Origin of the sequence: Acinetobacter sp. CIP-A165, from assembly GCF_000367985.1 — a bacterium.
Taxonomy (GTDB): Bacteria; Pseudomonadota; Gammaproteobacteria; order Pseudomonadales; family Moraxellaceae; genus Acinetobacter.
This window is the reverse complement of sequence record NZ_KB849200.1, coordinates 102,483-125,304: the sequence shown is the minus strand read 5'-3', so window position 1 is coordinate 125,304 and position 22,822 is coordinate 102,483. Positions and strand designations below refer to the sequence as shown.

14 protein-coding genes and 1 pseudogene are annotated in these 22,822 nt (G+C 35.3%); 6 read left to right on the top strand and 9 right to left on the bottom strand.

Translation table 11 applies throughout. The features are described from left to right. Positions 1–21: 21 nt before the first annotated feature. The 4 genes from F991_RS00510 to F991_RS00495 form a co-directional block, all read right to left on the bottom strand. Positions 22–3,369 carry a DEAD/DEAH box helicase gene (locus F991_RS00510; protein WP_004668052.1) on the bottom strand — a complete coding sequence of 1,116 codons (3,348 nt, stop codon included), beginning with the start codon at positions 3,367–3,369 and terminating at the stop codon, positions 22–24. 183 nt (positions 3,370–3,552) lie between these two features. Beyond that, positions 3,553–3,831, bottom strand: a complete 279-nt coding sequence (locus F991_RS00505) for a helix-turn-helix domain-containing protein (protein ID WP_004668051.1) — start codon at positions 3,829–3,831, stop codon at positions 3,553–3,555. Further along, on the bottom strand, positions 3,824–5,116 hold the full coding sequence (locus tag F991_RS00500) for a type II toxin-antitoxin system HipA family toxin (RefSeq protein WP_004668050.1): 1,293 nt from the start codon (positions 5,114–5,116) through the stop codon (positions 3,824–3,826). The genes F991_RS00505 and F991_RS00500 overlap by 8 nt, the downstream gene beginning before the upstream one ends. 96 nt (positions 5,117–5,212) lie before the next feature. Beyond that, the gene (locus F991_RS00495; protein ID WP_004668047.1) at positions 5,213–5,449 is read right to left on the bottom strand and encodes a hypothetical protein; all 237 of its coding nucleotides are present in this window, start codon (positions 5,447–5,449) and stop codon (positions 5,213–5,215) included. A gap of 204 nt (positions 5,450–5,653) precedes the next feature. Between F991_RS00495 and F991_RS17375 the strand changes: the two are divergent. Continuing rightward, positions 5,654–5,848 (top strand): annotated as a pseudogene (locus tag F991_RS17375) (helix-turn-helix domain-containing protein); the annotation flags it as partial. Here F991_RS17375 and F991_RS17370 read toward each other — a convergent pair. Further along, on the bottom strand, positions 5,816–5,983 hold the full coding sequence (locus F991_RS17370) for a class I SAM-dependent methyltransferase (RefSeq protein WP_005200775.1): 168 nt from the start codon (positions 5,981–5,983) through the stop codon (positions 5,816–5,818). The pseudogene F991_RS17375 and the gene F991_RS17370 sit on opposite strands and share 33 nt — an antisense overlap. Before the next feature lie 297 nt (positions 5,984–6,280). Here F991_RS17370 and F991_RS00485 point away from each other — a divergent pair, with 297 nt between their 5' ends. The 4 genes from F991_RS00485 to F991_RS17365 all read left to right on the top strand — a co-directional run bounded on the left by F991_RS00485 (position 6,281) and on the right by F991_RS17365 (position 12,781). Next, on the top strand, positions 6,281–6,955 hold the full coding sequence (locus F991_RS00485) for a hypothetical protein (RefSeq protein WP_004668045.1): 675 nt from the start codon (positions 6,281–6,283) through the stop codon (positions 6,953–6,955). Next, complete coding sequence (locus F991_RS00480; protein WP_004668044.1) at positions 6,955–9,231, top strand: hypothetical protein; 2,277 nt, start codon at positions 6,955–6,957, stop codon at positions 9,229–9,231. The genes F991_RS00485 and F991_RS00480 overlap by 1 nt, the downstream gene beginning before the upstream one ends. After that, entirely contained in the window at positions 9,215–12,388 is a 3,174-nt protein-coding gene (locus F991_RS00475; protein WP_004668043.1) for a site-specific integrase, read from the top strand. The genes F991_RS00480 and F991_RS00475 overlap by 17 nt, the downstream gene beginning before the upstream one ends. Before the next feature lie 255 nt (positions 12,389–12,643). Then, entirely contained in the window at positions 12,644–12,781 is a 138-nt protein-coding gene (locus F991_RS17365) for a hypothetical protein (RefSeq protein ID WP_155757134.1), read from the top strand. Positions 12,782–12,803: 22 nt separating this feature from the next. On the opposite strand, the gene F991_RS17775 is transcribed toward F991_RS17365, so the two are convergent. Both F991_RS17775 and F991_RS00465 read right to left on the bottom strand, forming a co-directional pair. Beyond that, on the bottom strand, positions 12,804–13,586 hold the full coding sequence (locus tag F991_RS17775) for a hypothetical protein (protein ID WP_228127760.1): 783 nt from the start codon (positions 13,584–13,586) through the stop codon (positions 12,804–12,806). Positions 13,587–13,762: 176 nt separating this feature from the next. Continuing rightward, on the bottom strand, positions 13,763–13,951 hold the full coding sequence (locus tag F991_RS00465; RefSeq protein ID WP_034595319.1) for an ATP-binding protein: 189 nt from the start codon (positions 13,949–13,951) through the stop codon (positions 13,763–13,765). A 211-nt stretch (positions 13,952–14,162) separates the two neighbouring features. Between F991_RS00465 and F991_RS00460 the strand changes: the two genes are divergently transcribed. Continuing rightward, positions 14,163–18,167: a dynamin family protein gene (locus F991_RS00460; RefSeq protein ID WP_004668041.1), complete on the top strand. Its 4,005-nt coding sequence runs from the start codon at positions 14,163–14,165 to the stop codon at positions 18,165–18,167. A gap of 91 nt (positions 18,168–18,258) precedes the next feature. On the opposite strand, the gene F991_RS00455 is transcribed toward F991_RS00460, so the two are convergent. Next, entirely contained in the window at positions 18,259–21,711 is a 3,453-nt protein-coding gene (locus tag F991_RS00455) for a dynamin family protein (RefSeq protein ID WP_004668040.1), read from the bottom strand. 23 nt (positions 21,712–21,734) lie between these two features. Further along, complete coding sequence (locus F991_RS00450) at positions 21,735–22,685, bottom strand: hypothetical protein (protein ID WP_004668038.1); 951 nt, start codon at positions 22,683–22,685, stop codon at positions 21,735–21,737. Between the last annotated feature and the right edge of the window lie 137 nt (positions 22,686–22,822).

The window sequence follows — 22,822 nt, the reverse complement described above, 5'->3', positions numbered from 1 at the left end:
AGACTAGCCAAAAATAAAATACTAAAATTTCTCAAATAATTTCATCACATCATTTTCCGTAAGTTTCGCTTCGCCCTCATGATCGGCGCTTAGAATAGACTGTGCCAGTTCTGCTTTATTTTGCTGCAAGGCAATAATTTTTTCTTCTATACTTTGATTGGTAATCAGCTTGTACACAAATACCGGCTTGTCCTGTCCAATCCTCCATGCACGATCTGAAGCCTGATCTTCAGCAGCAGGGTTCCACCATGGATCATAGTGAATGACCGTATCCGCTGCTGTCAAATTCAAGCCTACGCCTCCAGCTTTAAGGCTGATTAAAAACACAGACACTTGTCCAGACTGAAATGTAGTAATGACTTCATCTCGTTTTTTGGTCTTTCCAGTCAGTTTGACATAGCCAATTTCCGAGTGATTGAGTCGCTGCTCAATCAATTCCAACATTGAAGTAAACTGAGAAAAGATGAGAACTTTTCGTCCCTCTTCCACCATCGGGACGACCATATCCATCAACTGTTCAAGTTTGGCAGAATGTGCCTGCCCGGTTTTAACCGAATCCAGTTTCAGCAAACTAGGATGGCAGCACACCTGACGTAGTTTCAACAAGGCATCTAAAATTTGAATTTGACTACGTTTAAAGCCTTTTTCTGCCACAATTTTCTGAATGTTTTCCTGCATCGTGGCGCGAACAGCCTCGTATAGCTTGGATTGCTGTTCATTCATGTCAATATTGACTTCAATCGTGGTTTTTTCAGGCAATTCTTTGGCGACGTCAGTTTTCAAGCGACGTAAAATGAAGGGCTTAATCCGGTTCACCAGCTTTTGCCTTAACTCCTGATCACCGCGTTTTTCAATCGGATAGCGGTATTTTTTATTAAAGATTTCTTGTGAATATAAAAATCCTGGCATCAGAAAATAAAATAGTGCCCACAGCTCACCCAAATGATTTTCCATCGGGGTACCGGTTAGACACAGACGATGTCGCGCTTTTAATTGCCGTACTACCTGTGCAGCTTTGGCACGCGGATTTTTGATATTCTGTGCTTCATCCAAAATGAGTTGATGATATTCATATTGCTTCAGTTGTTCTTCATCTCTCGCCAGGAGCGGATAGGTGGTTAAAACAATGTCATATTGCGGAATCTGTTCAAAATACTGATGGCGGTCCGGCCCTTGTAGCAGCAGCACCTTGAGCTCAGGGGTAAATTTTTCCGCTTCTTTGAGCCAGTTATGCATCAGCGATGTAGGTGCAACAATTAAGGCGGGGCTGTCCTGCAAATGTCCAGCCTGCTTTTCCATGAGCAAATGCGCTAAAGTTTGTGCTGTTTTGCCCAGGCCCATATCATCTGCAAGAATCCCGCCATGCTGGGTTTCCCTTAAAAACTGTAACCAGCCTAAGCCCTGCTGCTGGTATGGACGCAATTCCCCCTGAAAACCTTTTGGTGTCGGCAGTTGTTGCTGATAGCCTTGTTTGAATTTCTGTGCAAATTGCTGCAGCCGGTCACTGACCTGCCATGCCATCCCAAGATGATGCTGTACCTCCAGTAACTGACTCGCATCATAGCGATCGATACTGCGCTCTTCTTGCTGTAAAATGCTCCGCAGATGCAACAATACCGGCTTAATGTCCCTGGCGGATAGAGCCAAATCGGGTTGATCAACTGCAGTTTTCAGGGTAAAAATTTGACTGTCATTCAGATAACTAAAAGTCCGCGGATCAAGTAAATCAGGCTGCTGTTGTACCAAAACGGCAATGGCATCGAGCAGGTCATAGCAATTGCCTGCACTGTCCTGAACGGTCGCCCCGATATTGAACCAGTCCTGCTGACTTTCAGATTCAGTGATGGAAATATTTAAATTTTCTACATATTGCAGCTTAAATGGGCTGTGTTCCAGATGCTCTATCTGCCACCCCATCAATTCAATTTGATTGATGGGCATGAGTTGCCTGATCCAGTCTCCATAGAAAGCCCAGACCATAGAGTCGAGACGTTGTTTATCCAGTTTTAATTGCTGGTCATTGCTCAGATCTTTCACCCACTCCAGTGATTTGACCAACAGCTGTAAACGCTGGATTGCCTGTTGTTCCTGAACAAAATCCCGAAGCTGTCGCACCATTTTGCCATGCTGCTCACCGATAAAACTGTCACCTGATGTACCCGCTTTTATTCGCCCGCCTGCATAGGAGAATTCAATTTCAGCACAAACAGACTCCTCCAATTTCCAATCAAATTTATCTAAAACACCGAAGCGTAAAATTGGCTGGGGGCTACCGGCAAGGACCTCAACACTCTGAATAGACTCGGACTGAGGCAGATTCTGCATGTCTGAATATTGATGAGTCATCTGTTCAAACTCAGACAATAGCGTAGATGGAAGATCAGGCATCTGCAAAAAATGGTACAGAAGATTTGCCGTATATTCGCCATATAATTGACCTACCGTGTTCTGTCGAATATCGACATAACACGGTGGCTGGCTAGCGAGAATTTGAATATGTGAATTTGATTTTAAATCGAGTCGAATATCGCCATTGACCAATTCAATGTTTAGATGCTCTGTCTGTTTGTTTAGACCTTGTTGCCAGATCAGTTCGATGCTATACCCTTGTTCTGACCATTGAAGTGCAGCATGGCTCTTTTTTTGCCAATAAACATCGCCACTTTGAATAAAACTTTTGAATTGCTCCAATAAAATCCCGGAGATATCAAGATTGCTCTGATAAAAGCGTTCATCGCTGTTTATTTTGGCGTAATAATAAACCTGATTAAATAATTGTCGTTTTTGTTCAGGTAAAGTCAGATGCTTTCTGGTGATATTTTCATATTGCGTATAATCACTTTCACCGGCAATCGAGCCATTTTTATTGCGTCTGGCCTTCTGCACCACAAGGGTCAATTTTTTTGAGCTGACAGACTGATTTAATAGGTAAATTAAACACGTGTTTGTTTTGGCAGATTGCTCAGGTTCAGTCTGTTGTAAATACCGTTTAAAATCATTCAACCAGCGTTGCGCCTGATCATACCCCTGTTGGCGGTTTGCGATTCCCTGTGGGGATTGAGACTCAGCAGAACGCTGCTGAAATTCTTGGCGATATTCTTGAAAGAATAACCGTGCTAAAGCAGCAGCATGTTTACAGTTATATCCAACCGGACAAGTGCAGTCGTCATCGATTAAACGGTCTTTTTTAAGATTATAGGTAATTGCAGTATCGTAATAATCCGTCCCTTCAATTTGGGCATACATCGTGACATCGCCGCTTTCCTCAAAGAACTCAATCGTTTCCCTATCAATGTGTTTAGCATAGCTCAGACTGCGCTGAATAGTTGCGGTACTAAAGCGAGATAGAAAATTGATCAATGAGGACATGATTACCAGACACTAAATGTTTATACAATTATAACGGACAAAGCTGTCATTTCAGAATAGTAGCCGAACTGCTCAACCTGAGCACAGATTCGACTCACTCAATAGGAATATTGTGAGTAAAGACAATCAAATCAGAGAAGTTAAACAGATCATTAAGGTCGAAAATATCCTGATTGAAAGTTCTCATTTATTCACGACAGTTAATTTTAAACCAAATGGGGTTAAAAGTTTTAGCATTGTTTCTAAGGTTGGATTTGCATCTGATCGCTCGAGCTTCTGTAAAGTTTGAAGCGAAATTTTAGTGATCTTGGACATTTCATGTAATGTCAGATGCAGCTCTGTTCTAATGAATTTTGCAATGACATGTATCGGCCAGTCTGGATTAAGCTGAATCATTTCTAAGACATATTGTCTTTTTCTAATTTGCTCTATTTGAGAGAGTGGAATAAAACGTTTATCCATGACAAATCTCCTTTAATTGTGCGCAAATACCTTCAATGCGATATGCACAATTTTCTAGAATTTCATCATCTATCCCGATAGATTTCATCTGGGTTAAAAGCCCCTGGTACAAAGATAATTGTTCAAAAAATAAAGATTTTATTTGTTCTATGGTTAAAGAACTGCATTCTACAATCTGATGAGCAATTGAAGCCCAGTTGTTATCGTCTTTTTCCCATCGAGTAGATCTCGCGATTCCATCAGGATGTAACCACATAGGGGCAAAATCAAATAAAGGCGTTAATCGAATATCGCCATTGTTAAACCTTTGAAATGCTGTATTACGGGTATGATTATCTTTATTTCCTAAAGCGATATTCGCTAAATCTCTTTTTACATATTCAAGAATTTCTGTTTCTGGATCCGTACAGCAATTCATTATAATTTTGCAGACTTCGTTATGAGACATTTTTACTCCGAAGCCCGCTTTTCCACTAAAAGAAGCTAAACTTTCTTGGGCTATTCTTTCAACACGGTTATTCACCACTTGCCGATCAAAACGTGGAATAAATAAAGTTCTTCCATGTAACTCTAAAGGTCTAAATACTCGTAATCCTAAATATGCTGCTACTTGCATATATAAGGGTTCTTGATTCAAAATTTTGTTTAGACGTTGATCCGTTCCTCGGCTAAATTTAACCAACCAGTGCTGTTTAGCCATTTCATCAGGTAACGTATGATCAAGATAAAATAACTCATCATGACCTTGTGTTAGTAATAGTTTTGGCCACTCGCCTTGAACGCCAGATGATCCAGAGATAAATAGTCCAAAAGATGATAATGACTCAAGAAACTCTTCACTACGTTCGATAATTTCCTGTATTGAAAATCCTTGTACTAACTGATCTGAATATTGAGTTAAAAGCCATTCATGAGCTTCTTTTATTCTTAAGTTACCAATAGGGTTGCTCGCTCCTACTTTAAGCAATGGCCAATCTGCTGACTCTTCTTCATACTCAGGGCGGCCAAGTTTTTTTAATAGTTCTTTTCGACCATATCCTTGAGGTAATAGATCAACTAGAAAAGCTGGCCACGTAGGCTCAATATTGCTTTCTAAATTAATCGGATAATGGTTTGAAACAGCATGACCATCTCGTAACCCCATATGTTCAATTGCATAATCCATTGAATAATATGTTCCGCAGCTAGCTTTCCAACCTTTAGCTTTTTCACCTATTACTTCAATAGTGGCACAATCGATCCATTGATTATTCAGAAATATTTGGACAGAGCAAAAATCATTCATAATTCTATTTAAATAGTAAAGTATAGCCAGTTTTACCTATTATATACCTATTATAGTAGTAAAGTATTATTTTTTGTCCAAGTGAGTTTTCAAAATTTATTTTTTATTTAACATAAAATCTCTACTTGGGAAAACAACACAAAAACCCGCATCTAAAAAACTGAAATAAAAAATGCGCCATCCAAACTGTTCAGCTAGGGGCGTAATATCTTTTATAAAAATTCCATTTTTCCCATCGGGCGTGAGGAAAAAAGTAAGAGAGCTAGCTAGCCCAGTCTCAAACATACCTAAAATTTGTTTAGCCAGTTCTGTACATAGAATGCCAAGGGTCATTGGAGATGGTAGTCATCTCAATTACGCAGCAACGCTTGGTTCATTGCAATAGATTCTATTAGATTGGAAATGTCTAATGAGATTTCTTTAATCTAATAGGATCTAATCAGCCAATAAAGTACCTCATTACCGATCAACTGGCACAGCTCATAACTCCATTATTTTGTGGCTTAATAGCCATAACTAAATATAAGACACAATATTATGGATTTAAAACTCAGAAAACCTGAAGAAGTTGTTGCGTTATTATGTGAGAGGCTTCGTAAAGAACGACTTTATCTAGAAATAACTCAAGCAGACGTTGCTGGTATTGGTGTGAATACAGTATCTAATCTGGAAGCTGGTCGAAATGTTTCATTTGAAAATTTAGTACGCATTAACTACCAGCTCAGCCGAATCATCTATTGCATCAACTTGATACCCTCTACTTTTGAAATCCAAAGTGTCATCACCCGACCCACAGCCCAAGTCCAAGTCCAAAATCTTTACTTGTGTAGGGAAATACTTAAAAAATGGTTCGTACAAACTCTGCATGTCAACTCGGTATGTACTATCAAAAAAATTTGAGCATTGTTATTGTAATAATCAGCTGTACTCATCCCTACCCTATTCAGTCTAATCTGCTATGTGAACATCATAATAGAAACTTGATATTTTTTGCCAACTCACAAATATAGCTAACTAATAGTGAGTATCAAATTGAGGAGGAAAATTTGAAACTTTCAATAATAAAAAAACTTTAAAAACAAGAAAAAAATGATGCCTCCTGCCATATTCAAACACTCCAAATATACGTAAATATTACTGTATTATTTTTATTCAATAGCACACATGGATTTGACATCTGAACTACTTTTAAAGTTTCCAGCAACACAGATAAGTACTCTAAAAAATTTCAAAAAAAGCAGAATCATCATTCATCCATATGCTTTTGGTTTAAACCTATGTTACTTACATATGTTTAAAAATCTCGCTGCAGATTTAGATATTTCTAATCGTCTAAAAGAACTTCACGTGTGGAAAACTGCAAATTTTGATGGCTACACCATCTTTAACAATATTCACTTATATCTAAGCTATGTAAAACAAGATGCTAAAGAAGTCTCTTTAATTATTCATCAAAAACCAACTTTTTCAGATGAGGAATTAGTATTTCTGATGGAGTTATGCAGTCGTGAATTTATTCAATTCATCAAAAATTCAAAATTCGATATTAAGTCTTTGGATCCAAAGAAAACATTGCACTTAATTAATATGCATCTTTCGCGTCAAACACTATTAACTCTTAACAAAGACTCATCTTTGAAGCCACACCATCAAATGAGTCTAGAGCTACTTGCACACTTGCTTTCATGCTCTCGAAACCAACTCAATCAGCGGATGAAAAATATCAAGCAAGAACGCACACAGATTTTTAATGAATTATCACTACACAGCAGTTGTGTAAAAGAACTTATCGATCGCCCTGATAGCTGCCTAAGTACAGAAAAAATTTGGAGATCATAGTGTCGAACGATCTAAACGAACATATTGATTTGCCAGTTATTTCACTGCAAAAAATGCTTGAAAAACTGTTTGGTAATGAGAAATTTGAACGTGCACAACACATCAACTATGTAATTAAACTATTGTCTTTGCAACAGGCTGACAACTTTCTAGATGGTCTCAATCTCGATTGCTTTAACGTCGATGTAGAATTTCAGTCAAATCTACCTAAACCATCAGTAATCTCTTTTACTAAAAAAGTTAAGATCAGCGATCTACCGATCACTTCATATATCAATTCAATTTCGCAATTATCTGAGTCGCAGACTCATGCACAAAATTGGAATATTCTAGTTTTAAAAGCAGCAATTTATTTAATTGCTCTTCCTGAGCTCAAGCCAGATCTTTTTAAACAAGCACACGCGGAACACTTCAATACAGTAAAGCGCTTATTTCAGCGTTTTAGAACTGCAAATAAAAATTTAGATACTGAAAAAAAATATCATAATACAGAAGAGTATAAACGCCTCTGGAATGTCTATCTTAAAGATCCAACGCTGAGCTTAGAACAATTTATTCAACATCTGATCACATTAGATACGGATGAATTGCCTGAGTTTGATCGCAATCTACTCAATGATATTCGCATTACTTTTAACTACGTTTTAAAAAACAAAGCGAAGATTGCACGTACAAGTATTGATACACAGCTTCAACATCAGTTTCTTGATGAAGAACAATTCATTGAAGAAAGTATCGAAATCAAAAAAGGTGCTAAATCTAAAGCACTGAATATAGAAACGTTAATTGATGAGCCGATTAATAGGCAAATTGTTGTCAATCCAACTCACGTCACACCACTCGCAGCACATTCAGAAACGAGTCAAAACTATGTTCTACGGCTTGTTGCAAAACATATTCAACGCAAAGAACATTTACTCACGTCGAGTAGTTTTTTCCCGAATCCATCTAGCGTGAATCATCTACTGAAAAGACTTCATGTGGACTACTCTGAACATCAAAATAAAAGTGCTTTGATCCTGATGCTCGCATTTTTAACAGGCAACAGTGTGAATGAGTGGCTATATATACAAAGCAAGCGAGCTATAAACTTAAATAACCGCCAAAAATTGATCCATAAAAATGATCAGTTCTTCTTAAGCAGTAAATTTAATGTATTTGAGAACCGCGATTTTGAGTATTCAGACAACTTGCTCAATCAGACGATCTATTTAGACATTCCAATCCCTAATCTATTCATTGAGGATCTCCGCAAAATGAATTCGGTTAGTTTCGATGATATACAGCAATATTTACGCAAATTAAGACAAGAATTATTGATTCCAAAACTGTCTGTCGTAAAGGTGAGTTCTCTACTGCATCACACGGTTCTTGAAAAAACAGGTAATAAACAACTTGCAGACCTAGTTACAGGGATTGATGCAAATCAGTCATCGTCTATTTCTTATTGTCATCAGCATATCCCGCGTTTACACGCACAATATCTCGATATTTTAAAATCACTCTGTGCGGATATAGTGCGTAAATATGAAAGTGGTGTTACCACTTCACCATCTGATTCAACACTTTATTTTGGTAGTCGTAAAGCTCCCAAGCCACAGGTAATTACAGAGATTTTTGCTGTATTGAAATTTAATATTTTTTCACAAGCCCAAGATGACCTAATTTCAATCTTTAATCATTACAACATCTGGCTATGGCATATCCTCCTTCTTTTTACAGCAGCACGCCCCGTTGCTGAATTCCCTGGATTTCTTAAAAACTTTAATTTAAAACGCCAAATTTTGATGGTTTCTGACAAAGAAGTAGGCGGCCGCAATGGATTCGGACGCCTCATTCCACTTTGCCCATTTTTAGTTGAAGAGATAAAAAAATTCCTTAATTTTTTAGAATATTTTTCGATTCAAATCATAATGAGCCACTCACACTTAGCTGATCTCTTACAACAAATCAAAACAAGTCAATTGCCCTTACTTGGCATTATCAAAAATAACGAGTGGATATCACTAAGCCCTTCTATAGTCAAAAATTTTCATCCTGAATTATGCCTTGATCATGCAAACTGGCACCGCCACACAGCACGTGCTTTTTTAACTCATAAAATTACCGAACCTGAGATTTTAGCTCTCTTTGGACATGAACTCATGCAACAAGAAGCAGCACATCCATTTTCCAGTTTATCGCTCTCTCAATTTTCTAAAATTGCAGATGTTTTAGAGCAAATGAAAGATCAATTTAAAATTAGCGGGATTGAAGTACATGTCATCATTCAATAAAAAAATCCAAAAAAAACGCTATGCTGAAGATAGACGTCAACTTCAACGTAATGAATTAGAAAAGACCCTACGAGCTGATGCAGAACAAGAGCTCCGACAATACTTTGATGAACAAAAATTTTCAACTGAAGACTTAATTCAAGCTTATCCCGCGATTTATGAGTTTATTAAACGTAAAGCACCAAATTTGGCTTGGAAAAAATATGCACATGAATTCTTCCGAACATATATCAAATATCTCAATAAGAACAATAACCTAGACTTCCCATTACCGTACCTCACCTTTGAGATGAAACGCGATGAACCAATTTTCACCCCAGATTGGATCCAGGCCGGTCATGAAATTGACATCATTATAGAAAAACTTTGGGATTATTGGATTCTTGCTCAAGATAGTTCCGCTTTTTCTGATGATGAAATTATTGGGAATATTCTGCTTTGCTCAATGTTATACGGTGGATTAAATCAAACATCTTCATTAAATGCTTTGCTCGAACATTTAAAAAACCTGGCAAAAATCCAAAAAATTTGCGATTTTAATATCATCTTTTTAGAGCCACTTTCTCAAAGCTATGGTGATTTATTTATTGATGAAAAAACGATACGCAAATCGCGTAATTTTGTTCCAGATCAACTAACACGCCTTTGGCTCATTCATTTCAATACAAGACAAATTCGTGACATCAGTCTTGACGTGGGTGCTTACCTTCGTCTCATTTTTCAAAAAATTAAACATCCATACACAAGCAAGACTTTTAAATTTCTACGTGACTACTCCAATTTCAACTGGCTACAACTGAAAAATTCAGATGTTGACCCAGCATTATCACAATGCTTGTTAGAAAAAACACTCACTTGTGGTTTATCTGAACATGAGTTTGAAAACTTTGCTCTCCCAAAATTTAAAACTCAGTTAGTTGATGAAATAGAGAGAAATGCCTCTTCTGCAACCAAGCCCTTACCTGATCTAAATACCTCTGAAGCGGTAGAAAATGTGATATTTATTCATAAAAACTTACTGAAAATTATTCGCACATCATCAACAGAGCAACCCATTGCTGAACTCATTATTGATTTTTGCCTGTGTCACCAAGAGCAGTTTAATGAGTTTTCTAAGCGCATTATCTTATGGCTCATCAGTCTCTATCGACCAGGTTCAGAGCAAATAAAAAAATTATCAGCCACCTTTGATTTTGATACAACTCAGTACACTAAGTCATTTCAAGACAATCAAAAACTCGCAGATAGTTCAATCTATACATACTATACCCGGATCGCAGAACCGTTTTTAACTCATGCCTTACAATACTTCGATACCGACGATGACATTAATGATCTGCTGAACAAAATCTATCAACAAATCATTAGCAATACACGACTTGCTGATGAAGCAGATCAACCTGAGTTTAAAAAATCTAAAGACCAAACTATTCGTATGTTGAAACGCTTTCACACCTTTCAACAAATTGTTTTTCAAGCAGAAGATTTCGAACTCGAATTTATTGCATCACAAAGTAGACCTCGTGCACGCATTATTGGTCACACAGCCTTCCAAGTAATATTAAAGAAGTTAAAGCAGCTCTTACATGACCAATCCATCTCAGACAATCACTATAAATTATTAAAAATCACTTATATTTTAGGATACCGCACCGGTATGCGTATCAATGAAATACTCGGTTTACGTGTAAAAGATATCGAGGGTTTCGATCAACTTTCTATCTGGATTCGACCTTATGGTTCAAAAAAACAAGGGAATCAACATCTGCTCAAAACAGATAGTGCTGAACGGATTGTGCCTGCCTACGCTTTGCTTAAAGATGATGAGTACCAATTTTTTAGCGATTTTGTTGTTGAAAAACGTTTAGAGAATAAGAAAAGTTTATATTTATTCAGCAACTTGAATGAAAATAAAAAACTGAATAAACACACTGTTACTGTGCCCCTAAAACTGATATTGAATCAGGTCTTTAAAGGGCATCATTACTCCTTTCACTCTTTTCGTCACACGGCAGCGAATCATTTATCGCTTTTACTGAACTGTGAATATGCACCACTTGTGCAAGAGCTGACTGACTATAGTGAAAACGAATATGAAAAAATTCGAGCTGAACTTCTTCAAAATCAACATGGACAGAACCATTGGTTTGTTATCGCCCATCTTTTAGGGCATATAGAACCCGTTGAAACTTTCAAAAGTTATATTCACTTAAGTTATCTCATTGCTGGTCAAAAACTACTGAAACATCATCCAGATATGCCAAATGAACTGGCTAAAAAAATCATGGGCTACAATGCAACGTTTAAAAATTTGAAAATAACAAAGGATGAAAAAGACTTTAATTTTGAAAAAAACCAAGCAGTTCTAGCGACTATATTATTGAACGATCAAACAAACTGGCTCCAGAGTAATGCTACTGACATTCTTAACGAACTGTCAGTACAAACAAATCAACCCCATGACTTTTTTGCTTTCTTTGTTGGTACAGAAGATTCTAAAATTTCACTTCAACGCTTCTATGAAACGCTCAATATATTGGAGACTACTAACGATCCTAAAAGTGCAGCTCAACGTATGTGCTTACCAGAAGAGCTCGTCAATTATTGGTATGAAAATGCCCTAAATTTAGCAAATATTAAATCAAAAAAAGGGAATTCGCGTTTATTTAGTATTGAGAGCTCAACCCACTTAAAGCCAGCGATGCTTGATACCGCTGAAGAGCTTCATGCGGTGACTTATTTTTTTGAACATTTACAGAAAATAGCTCGTAAAAAACCAACACAAATTGCATGCGTCCTGAATGTATTTTTGAATCGAGTGACCGCATCACACACAGGTATCCATTATCGCTGGAAGGATATCGATCAACTCGAACATTTTTACTCCCAGGTTAAGGCTTTATTTCCTGCCAAATTTTGGCACTTATTTGGACAAGATTTGCAAACAAAGTTAGATGCTAAACAACAGCCTCAACTTTTCAAATTAGCAAAAGCATCAACAGATAAACATCCATCAACTCAAGAGGAATTTCCTCGTCTACAACTCTACTCAGTAAAAGATGGTCATGCTCTTGCTGCATTTAAATTTTGTCTGCATCTAGCCTGTATTGGCCGACCACAAGCTCTTGAACTTAATCCACAAAAATGGGAGCCTTAAGTGAACTGCAAGACATTGTATTTCCTTGTCAGACATAGTGATCAGCCTCTCGATTCATATCTAGTCCATAATATTGATGTGCATCATAGACCAGACATTTTAATTGGTGAGAATACAGACACTTTAAATGGTTTCTAACAAAATTAATTCCGAATAATGCCCATTATGTTAGATAGCTAATCTAAGAAATTCAGAAATTTTATATTTTGATTCTTTTTTAACCTAAAAAAGATGTTTTTTAGGGAATAGTTAACTTTGAATTCTAGATATATTTATATCACTAAGTTGATCAAATCAAAGGAAAAAACTATGGGTAAGCTAGTAAATGGACCAAGTACAACAGGTAATCCATCTGGTGGTGGTCGTGGTAATAATCCACCGAAAGGTAAGTAATTTTTAATTACTCAAGACTTGCTCAGCCACTAGGTGGTTGAGCAAGTTTTTGTAAATCAGTCGGCCATTGGTTTAGTAAGGCATTAGAAATTTTATTTTTATAAAAATTAGAAAAAAACTCCCAAAACTCATAGTAAATCGCATGCATATAGGCGGTATCTTGAGGTCTAGACTCATAATCATTTTGGAAAAATCTATAGATAATCCACAGTAAGAATAAAGTGTTATTGGCCTTATACTCAGTTTCTATATTTAGCAAAATATTTATTGTTTCTCGGGTAGTCCTTTTGCAATTAGTAGTTTGAATATGATTACGATCAACTGTGTCTGAAAGTAGCCAATGGAAGTCTGTATAGCTAATAGGAAAGCCTTCATTGGCCTTTTTGATAAAGTTTTCTTTTTTATCAGTGTAATTCAATAAATAGTTTGAAAAGTTTAAACCATGGTAAGTAGAGGGCTTTTCATCATCTAGCTTTAAAGCAGCAAATGTTGCCATTAGAGTCAATAAGCTACGACTGGGATTAGTCCATATAGCCTTATGTTTACTAATTTTAGTAAACTTACCATCCTTCCACTGAAAGGTTTTTGGGTTCAGTTTTTTTTGGAAGAACCAGCCTAAACATATTGGTTCAATATCATTAAAAAGAGAACGGTGAGTCAATATATCTAAATGAGAAAGAAGGGAGTAAAGGCTTAAACCAAACATACTTTGTGAAAGAATCTCTGAATTATTATGGCTAATAGCTTCGTTCCAAAAATCGTCTAAAGTTTGATCTTGAATTTTTAAAAATCCAAAATTAGCCAAAAACATTTTCAATTTATTAAAGTTCTGCTGATTCAAATCATTATTAAGAGCATCAACTAATTGGATATGATTGCAAAATCAACAACTACTTGAACACCCATTCTCATTCAAGTTGGACACTTTAATAAACTTATTCAGGAATTAAAGTGTCGCCTTACTTGGACAAGAATCAAAAACTAGCCTACTTCTTTACCTCTCTTTTTACGCATAGATTCACCTTCTAGATTAAAAACATGGGATCGATGAACAATACGATCTAACAATGCCTCCCCAACCGTTTGGTCTTCAAAATGATTTAGCCATATATTCGTTTCATATTGGCTTGTGATCAGAAGTGAACCATTATCGCTGTGTTTATCTATCACACTGATTCAGAGTATCAAACTAAGCATCCAATGCAGTTTGATTGAGATTGCATCATTGTATTTCATTCAAATAAGCAGCTCTAATTCATTCAAACAGCTGATTAACCAAAAAAGTTTTGAAAGATATTACATCGTGGTAGAAGTCAGATATTATAATATTGATAGCTATACTAAAATTAATTTCATTAACCAGTAAAAATAGAATTGTCTTATGGAACAAAAGAGTACTGATTTCGCAGCATCCTACTTAATGGCAAATCAAACTTTAGAAGACCAAAATCTAAGAGATGCACAGCACTCTGCTTTTGTAAATTTTTCAGATAACCAAGCACAAATAAGTGGTAATACATTTGGAGGTGCAGGTTACTTTGCTGAAACCCACCATGCAGCGAGTTATAATATTAATCAAGCGAATCAATCAGGTAATGATGTTGCAGACTTGGTTAATAGTCGTGAATTTGGTTCAGTAGATATTCTAACGACCTCAAATATAGCATATAACCCTAAATACTTTTCTACTCCTGAGCAAAGCTATGCCGCAGGTTCAGAACTTATTTATGATAATGGGGAAATAATTGCAAAGTATTCAGAACAGACAATCATTGTCCCTAGTGACCAATTAGCACAAGTTCAACAACTACACCAACATCAGATTGCACAAGCCCAAGCTAGTGGTCAAATTGAGCAAGTTAATGCTTTACATCAAATTAGCTTTACTGATCGTATTACAGATGTAAATGGTATTAGTTCAACCCCTTTAAGCTATGGTGAAGCACAACAAGGAACAAGCGAGTTTCGTCATGGCGTGATGCCAGAATACGCTCAACAAAGTTCTACTACAGACCATGTCATAGATTTTACAGAAAATGCCTTGATGGCAACTGCTTTTGTCAGTGTGTTTGAGCTTGCTCCAGCGATTACTCGTACTTTAAAACAAGTAGGTTCTGGTGAATTACCGCTGAATCATGCAGGTGTAACTTTACTTAAAGACTTAAAAAGTAATCAAACATTAACACATATTCAACAAGGGGCAGGAAAAGCCGTCACCGCAGGTGGGTTAACTTTTGTGACTCATATGGATGCAGGTTTATCAGCTTATATCGTAACCTTTGCATGGGATGTGAAACAAATTTATCAGCGTTATCAAAATGGTGACATTAATCGTGAAACCATGATGTCCGCAATTAAACAAGCGGGTTTAAATCGTGGGATTTTGACTTTAGTTACGGTGGCTGCGGTATCAGTTGCAGGAACAGTAGGCGTTTTAGTCCCTATTTTGGCACAATGGCTAGTAAGTAATGTTAGAGAGCGTCAGCAATTTGAGCATGGTTTAAAAGATATTGTAAATGGCTGGATGCGTAGCGTAAATGAAACAGCACAAATCACCGCACAGCAATGGCAAATTGCTTATTCAGGACATCAACTTGCAATTACACATCAGCAAGAACAACAAGGGAAAAATATGAATCATCAACAACAATTAAATCATGATATTCATGATTTTAATCACACTATTCAAAATGATGATTTCACCCAAGAAATAAAAATCGTTGCTACAAATCATGAACCATTGGCACTGGATTATTTACAGGCACAAAATCTATTGATTGCTGAACAGGCAAAAAGTCACCCTGAATTACAAGATTGTATCGAACGCTTTTTGATTGAGAACCAAAATAATCGACACATAATTGAAAATGCTGCTTTAGATGCGATGCAATTATTGCAGTATGACAATCGAAAGGTCGTTCCTTTATCATTTTTGGATAAATTAAAATTAAAAGTATTTTCACAGGATGTTCTTGAATACCAAGCCAATGAACCGATTAGAACATTATTTACTGCTCAACTTGCTGCTTTACGCATGTTAAAAGGTTTGCAAAGTGAACAACGCCTATCAGTTGAATTTATAGCATTTATTCAATCCCAATTACATGGGATTACGGACAAGCTACTACGGCAAGAACAAACTCGTTTAAATGACCTTGAACAAGTTTTTCAATCAATGTCTTTGGCTTATACCTCACTTAGACAGCGTATTATCCAACATGAAGCTCGCATTGAACGCCTAGAAAAACATGAAAAATTACAAGATTGGTTGCAGCTTTCTCATATCCAAAAAATTCAGGGACTAAGCTATAAACAAATGCCTGAATCCTTGCGTTTATGTACTGCAATCAATGAATTTATTCATAAAACCGAAGGTGTTTGGGTATGGAAAGATTTAGAATTTTTACAGGCTTTTTTAAATCAGGTCGGTTTGGAAAATATCGACCCTCAACACTTTATACAAGATGCCTATATGCAATCGAACTTAAAAAATAGATTGTTCCACCAATTAAAAAAAATCAATCAGAAAGATTCTTTTGCAACGGCACAACAGCCCTCAGTTTTATTATTTGATGAATTATATTCCAACAGTATTCATGATTTTAGTCTTGAGCAAATTGCTAACTTAGACAATCTCACCCTCTTTACGACAGGTAAGCAAAGTTCTGCATGGGATCTAGCTTTACTTATATTATGGCATTTAAAAACAGCAGGGATTACCCCCTATAGACTAACCTCAATCGATAAACAAAAACAGAATTGGTTAGCTGCTTTGGGACAGTTGCAACAGTTAATAGATGAGCGCATCTTATCATCAGCTTTACAACCACAAATCAATCAGGTGAAAGCTAATATTTTAACCTTTAAATTATCTGTACCTTTGATTGGAAAATTTAGTGTCGGAAAATCTACTTTGCTCAATACATGGCTAGAGCAGAATATCCAGCTTACTGATTTAGGGGCATGCACTTCGTATCCGACAGAGTTTCACTATAGTGAATATGATCAACAAAAGGTAGTTGTGGTCACCGAGCAAGACAATATAAACAATACTCACCGAGAAGAATACACCCTAGATATTTATCAGCAGTTGCTATGTAACGGCACATTAGAACAACAAAATATTTTATGGGTCGAAATTCATTTACATAATGCTTCCTTAGCTAGACATCCAGATTTAGTTATTGTGGACACTCCTGGGCTTGAATCAAATGTTGGCTCACATGAAGAAGCTTTAATTCGTTACTCAGGCACAGCCAATAGCAGTTTTATTCTATGTGTTGCTCGTACTCATTTGGGCGAAGCTGAACGCCAATTCGTATTACGCCAGTATACGATGGGTAAACCGGTTTCTTTACTTGTTTGTCAGGAAGATTTAATCGCTAGTCAGGAACGCTTGGCAGTTAGAAAAGCGATTGCACAACAGTCAGCGATTGATGAAGAATATTCATTAGTTCGTGGATGTTCTGCTCATGAAAACGATTTGAAAGGAGTAGCTGATCTACTTAATCATATTGAGGAGCAAAAAGAAGAACTGTTTGAGCAGAGTTTAAAATATCAAGTTCAAAGTTTAATTTTTTTAGCAAAACAAAATCTGGAACAACAATTAGCTACAGACTCATCAAGAGAAACTTTATACCAACAAAAACAAGCTATACATGACTCACAACAACGAGTGAGAGAAGAATATGAACGAGAAAAAGTCGTGTTATTACGTTTAGTTGAAAGTTATATCCGTACCGAGGTGATCAGCACTATAGATACTATGTTGAATGCACGTAAGCCATACTATTATAGTGTTGCAAAAAGTGGAGAAAGCAAGTTACAAGCTTTAATTCAGGCAGATGTACAAAATACCTTCCAACTGGCGACCGAGCAATCTTTATACCCGGTAATAGAGCGCTCTGCAAAAAAACTCAATGCGATTATTCCAATTAATCAGAATACTTCACTTGTATCTTATTTACCGAATATACATGCAACGGATGAGAGTAATGCTAACACAGCAATGGTTGTCGGTGGTGCAACTGGTATCGTTGCGTCTATGGCATTAGGATTGACACTACCTTTCTTAATCATTCCTGGTATTTTTGGTGGTATGTTCTTTGCAGAAAAACGTAAGCAAGAGCAATTACGTTTTGAGATCGATAATGTTATTGTCAATGTGCTAAATAATCTAAATCAACAAGTGGCTATACAGTTACGAGAGATCGCAGAGAGTCATCTTGAGAAAATTCATCAAACAATTCAAGAACGGTTACAGACAGAGTCAGACAATATCATTAAAATTGAACAACAACTCGAAACAGATACTATTGCTCGTCAATCATTACAGCAACGAATTACTGAGGTGTGTGAGCAATTAAATAAGTTGTTTATCCACTGATAATATAATTGCAGGTGCTAAATGCATTAAAGATTGCCAGATTGAAGCAACCTCTAATGCATTTTACATATATAGAACAAATATATTATTTTTAATGATTCCGGACAGCACGTACATAATTGTTATGATCACCTTTATATGATGCATCAGAAAAAAAACGACCTCCAGAATAGACAGATGTAAATGCATAAGAACTATTCTTAGAATCAATAGACCAAAAACGACTTATATAATTCGACGGATAAATTAATTGAGTTATTTCATTGTTTTGTAATGTTTCTAATTCCACAAGATAAGGTAGCCTCCAATTCTTATAACCACCATATTCTTGTTCATTTAACTCATTAATAGCAGATTTGGCCTCTTCCCAAGTATAGTGCTGTTTTGAATTATTTTCACAATCATTTCCTGTCCATATTTGTCCTAGGCTACAGCGCATCCAAGTTTTATTTGTTGAAGGGTCTTTCCATAAACCAGTCCGCTCAATTTTTCCCTGCTCTTTTCTCTCTAGCAAAGCTTCCTGTTCGTAAATTTTTTGATGCGCTTCCTCTATCAAGAGTAGTTTTTCTTCCGCATTATCAACACCATAATTAGCAGCTTGCTGATACCAATATTCTGCTTCATCAATATCATTTTTGGAGTAATAAGAATCACCAATATTAATAGAGTATTGATATTCCTCGCCTAGTTCAAATGCTTTTTTATACCATAAGATTGCCTGATCATAATTTTTATTAATTGTATAAAACTGTGCTAATTGTTCAATAGCATCAACATAGCCTAAATCTGCCAATACTTTGAGCCAATACAGCATTTTTTGGAGCTCTTTTTCTTTTTCATAGAAACGTACTAAGAAGTTTATAGAATCAACATTCCCTAGATGAGCTGATTTCTTATACCAAAGAAGCGAATTATTCATATCTTTTAACGCATAATACGACTTTGCTATATCAATAATATATTGAGCATGCTGTTCAGTTACTGGTTTTTTATATAAATCAAAAGCTTTTTTCTCATTTCCTCTTATTTCATAATAAGAAGCTAAAGTAATTTGTGCAAAAATATCTCCTTTTTCTTCAGCTTTAATTAACCATAAAACTTTATTTTCAAAATCATTTTTATATTTTTTTATGTTTTCATAAATTTCATTATTTTTCTCATCCCGAACTAACTTTTGATACCAGAAAATTACATTTTTAAATTGACCTTTTTTCTTATCAATAAAAATTAATGCTTTAATAGCTTCTTTATTATCTTGATTAGCTAATTTGATATATAAATTAATAGCTTTTTCAAGCAGATTGTTATCATTTTTATCTTCATATATTTTTGCTAAAGCAAACATTGCTTCAGAATTATCCATGTCAACTAATTTTTTATACCAATATATTGCTTTATCCATAGATAAGCTATCTGCTTTTAATTCATAATATTTCCCCAAAGCCAACATTGCATCAATATTGCCTTGTGATGCTGATTTTTCATACCAATACTCATGGAAAGTAGTGTATCTACCAAGATTATATTGAACTTTTTGATTCGAAAAAGTTAATATAAAAATATATGCAGTTAAAATTATGAATATAAATCCAATAATTATATTAAAATACTTTAATTTAAATTTCGCATCATTTTGTCTATAATCAAGTAGAATAGGATCTATAAAGGTTCTAAACCATAATATTTTTCTCAACTCATTAATGTTATTTTTTATTTTGTTTTTTTTAATAAATTGAATAGCATTTTTCTTATGTATGCCCTGATTAAAATAATCAATAACTGTTTTATTATAAATAGAGTTCCCTATATTAGTATTGCAATAAAGTTTATAAGCCTTTTCATAATCAATACTTGTGCCATAACCAAAAGTATAACAAATTGCTAATAAATATTGGGCATCTTCATTTTTTTCATCAATAGCCTGTGATTGTAAAAATTTTAGGAATCTCAGATCATTGTTATATCGGATAGCATTATAAGAATAGTTAAATACATTACTTGTATCTTTTGCCACCCCAATTTTGAATAATTCTGTAATTTTAAATTGCGCTTCAATATTGAGTTTTTCAGCATAATTAATTAACCAGTCATAAGCTAAACTGAAATTTTGTTTTGCTGAAAAAAACATATATTCAATTGCAGATTCAATATTTTGCTGTTTTTCTAAAAGGATTGCATATTTATACTGTAATTCCTTATGTTCTGAACGATTAACCAGTCGCTCAAATTCAGTTTTCACAGACGTAATGTCTGACAAAGATTTAGTATATAACCACTTTAAAGAAGCCGAACCTAATGTAGGCTCCTTTAAAAAATATTTTATATTTCCATCATCGTTTGAAGAATCTAAAAATCTTAATAGATAATCTATTATCATCACATGAAATTTACTAGCACCAAGTAAATTTTCAAATAGGTGTTCATATATTTTAGCCATTTCAAGCGCTAATGCACTGTTTGACTCTATTTGATTTTTTTTATTCAGTTCCTTTGATTGAATCAAAATCTTCGTTTTTGTTGCATCTTTTTGTTTATTTCTAATTGTGTTTAAAATGTCGATTTCTATCTGTAACTGTTTGGTTTGATTTATTCCAATAGAAAAAATATTTTGAATTAAGGTATCTAATTTTTCAATTGCATGTTGTTGTACAGGTTGATTAATTTTATCTAGCCATTGCAAAATATCCTCACCTGCAAGTCGTCTTCCATTTAACTGCATTATCGGTGCAGCCCATGCCATAAGCCCCGCAATTTTAATATTTCTACTTTTTAAATTTTTTCTAACACTTTTTAATATCGGTTCAATATCACTGCGATTGACCAAATCCGACTGGGTAAGTACAACAAAAATAGGTTCTTTTGGTGTGATTTTTTGCAAGAACTGTAAATCTTCATCACGAATCGTACCATTCTTAGCATTGACCAACCATATAAGATAATCTGCTTTACTTAACTGATTGATTGCCAATTTCTCATCACTATGATGATGATGTTCTGCATCTGCCTTGCTATAGCCAGGAGTATCCAAAAAAGCGATATGTTCCCATTTTAGTTGTGGAATCCCCAAATGAACATATTGAATCAATTCACCGAGTTGAATGTCATTTTGCGTACTATTATCCCCGACAAAATGGCGTAACTGCCCTAGTTGTTCAGATTTCAAACTGATATGGTGATTCAATAAATTAAGGGCATGCGTCTGCTCTTGCTGGCTAGCACTCAGATAAGTTGCAACTGCTGTACATGGCTCCAAAGCTTCGGGTAGAGCTTCAATTGCAAGCAAGCTATTAATAAATCTAGATTTTCCAGCACTAAAACCACCACCTACACCAATAATAGTTTTCTCTGCAATTTGTTTTTGTTGTGTTTCTTGTTCAATCTGCTGTATTAAGAGCATTATTTCTTGATAATAATCAAGGTAATTTATAGGGTCGAGTTGAGCAATTAATGGCAATAATTTTTTAATCTCTACTCTAATATTTTGTTTAGGTGTAGTCGATGCCGATAATAACGTATAAATGGTTTCTAAGGTGTGGTGTTGCATTGTAAATTCCTAAACTTCCAATTTTATACGGATACAGCGTTTAAAGTGCTTTCAAAATTTTGAGTAAACTGTTCAAATTGCTTAATTTTATTTTTTAATAGGGTGGTTTCTTTACGGCTATTTGCTTGCAATTCTGCAATCATCTTGAGTTCAGACGCATTAAATTTATCATCATCAAGTAAAGTTTGTGTGAGTAATGACAGCTGCTGTTTCATTTCATCAAGATGTTCTTGTCCGTGGGATTGAGTACGCTTGAACAATTGTTTGAGTTGATCATTAGGATGTTGTAGTGCAATTTGTGTATCAGCCTGCTGTAATTGTTGTTCTAACTGGGAATAAGATAAATTTGATGGCGAGCTAGTGCTTTGCTGCAATAAAACCACATTTTTCCATATCCATGTTGGTAAGCCGATTTCTAGAGTGATTAAACTAGCTAAATCAACCTTGATATTCTTTTCTCCAATTAACATTTTTTCAAGACTGGTTAGGTCCTCAACCTGTAAAGGAATATGGGTATGGAAGTTATTTACAACCACTAAGCTAAATTGCTTTCGATAACCAATAACATAAGGGATTTTTGTGCAAAGTTGTATTAAGGTTTGCCATTCAGATAAATCAGTATCTATTTTTACATTATTCAAAAGTTGTTCTATTTCATGTTGAAGCAATGCATCTAAACTTAGAGTGTTACACTTAGAGAAATCAGGATGACGGATATTCCATTGATAAGACATCATAAGATTTTGTAACTGTTGATATTCTGCTTGAATCATGGTTTTTTCGCAAAACATTGCTAACCATGGTAGAAATTCTCTTTCAAGTTGTTGTGATAATTCTTCTAGAAAGAAACCATTTTCATTATCACTGCGTCTTAATAAACTTTTTATTAGTCCTAAAATCGCCTGATCATCCGAATTTAAAGGTTTTTGCTGTGCGGAGTTTTCAATCTCAGAAAAATCAAAATCAAATGTCATGAAATATCTACCCATAAACTGCTTATTTTTATAAAGAAAAAGCAATATTCTTGAAATTGTGGCATATTAACATAACTGTTAAACCAATAACCATCATATGAGAATGGTTTATATAAACCTTATAAGGGTTTAAGTGG

What these genes read in the sequence shown, in the direction of transcription:
- F991_RS00510 (WP_004668052.1), bottom strand. Translation starts at nt 3,369, where the DNA reads ATGTCCTCATTGATCAATTTTCTATCTCGCTTTAGTACCGCAACTATT.
- F991_RS00505 (WP_004668051.1), bottom strand. Translation starts at nt 3,831, where the DNA reads ATGGATAAACGTTTTATTCCACTCTCTCAAATAGAGCAAATTAGAAAA.
- F991_RS00500 (WP_004668050.1), bottom strand. Translation starts at nt 5,116, where the DNA reads ATGAATGATTTTTGCTCTGTCCAAATATTTCTGAATAATCAATGGATC.
- F991_RS00495 (WP_004668047.1), bottom strand. Translation starts at nt 5,449, where the DNA reads ATGACCCTTGGCATTCTATGTACAGAACTGGCTAAACAAATTTTAGGT.
- F991_RS17370 (WP_005200775.1), bottom strand. Translation starts at nt 5,983, where the DNA reads ATGCAGAGTTTGTACGAACCATTTTTTAAGTATTTCCCTACACAAGTA.
- F991_RS00485 (WP_004668045.1), top strand. Translation starts at nt 6,281, where the DNA reads ATGGATTTGACATCTGAACTACTTTTAAAGTTTCCAGCAACACAGATA.
- F991_RS00475 (WP_004668043.1), top strand. Translation starts at nt 9,215, where the DNA reads ATGTCATCATTCAATAAAAAAATCCAAAAAAAACGCTATGCTGAAGAT.
- F991_RS00460 (WP_004668041.1), top strand. Translation starts at nt 14,163, where the DNA reads ATGGAACAAAAGAGTACTGATTTCGCAGCATCCTACTTAATGGCAAAT.
- F991_RS00455 (WP_004668040.1), bottom strand. Translation starts at nt 21,711, where the DNA reads ATGCAACACCACACCTTAGAAACCATTTATACGTTATTATCGGCATCG.
- F991_RS00450 (WP_004668038.1), bottom strand. Translation starts at nt 22,685, where the DNA reads ATGACATTTGATTTTGATTTTTCTGAGATTGAAAACTCCGCACAGCAA.